Below are 576 nucleotides of genomic sequence, written 5' to 3'. Positions count from 1 at the left end.
GCCCGTCTTTTTCCATCCCTGGAGCCTAAGTTTCACTAACGGTTTCCAGACGGCTTTCATCGCCAACGGATTCCGCTCCGTCCGGCGTCAGACCGCCAAGCAGGCCTCCGCCCCCGTCCGTCCCCATTCCCTGGATTCATGGCTGTGTACTGGTCTGATAAAGGATAAATAAAGATTTGGGGAAGGGAAGGAGAAAAAGCAAAGATGTGTTCGATTGAGACGGGGGTTGGTATTTCGTGCAGATTATGGTATAGATATTTTATGTAACTGACGTGGGGATTGACAGTAAAGCGTCAAGGCATTTTTGAAAATGCCTTCAGGGTTGATGTTAAATGGTGTGGGGATTTACATTAAAGGGTGAAGCCATTTTTGAAAATGCCTTGACCCTTTATTTTAAATTTACTTTTAATTACTTTAGCCAGAGAAAACCAGCAGGAAAGCGGGACGAGGGGACGGTGGCCGGGCCGGGGCTTGAAACCTGCGGGGCGGGCCGTGCTCTGACGGTGTGGGAAGTCGTCTGGAAACCGTTAGTGGAACTTAGTCTGCAGGCATCAAAAAAGACGGGCAGAAACTGAA

The 576-nt window shown here is 49.1% G+C and carries 1 protein-coding gene; it reads left to right on the top strand.

Annotation, left to right across the window (positions count from 1 at the left end):
- Positions 1–332: 332 nt before the first annotated feature.
- Positions 333–575, top strand: a complete 243-nt coding sequence (locus GPL15_RS15550; RefSeq protein ID WP_215699603.1) for a hypothetical protein — start codon at positions 333–335, stop codon at positions 573–575.
- Position 576 lies beyond the last annotated feature (1 nt).

It is taken from the genome of Clostridium sp. MCC353, from assembly GCF_018785315.1.
GTDB lineage: Bacteria > Bacillota > Clostridia > Lachnospirales > Lachnospiraceae > CHH4-2.
This window is presented reverse-complemented; position numbering and strand designations above follow the sequence as displayed.

Excerpts from the sequence above, each read along its gene's own strand:
- GPL15_RS15550 (WP_215699603.1), top strand. The coding sequence starts at position 333 with ATGGTGTGGGGATTTACATTAAAGGGTGAAGCCATTTTTGAAAATGCC.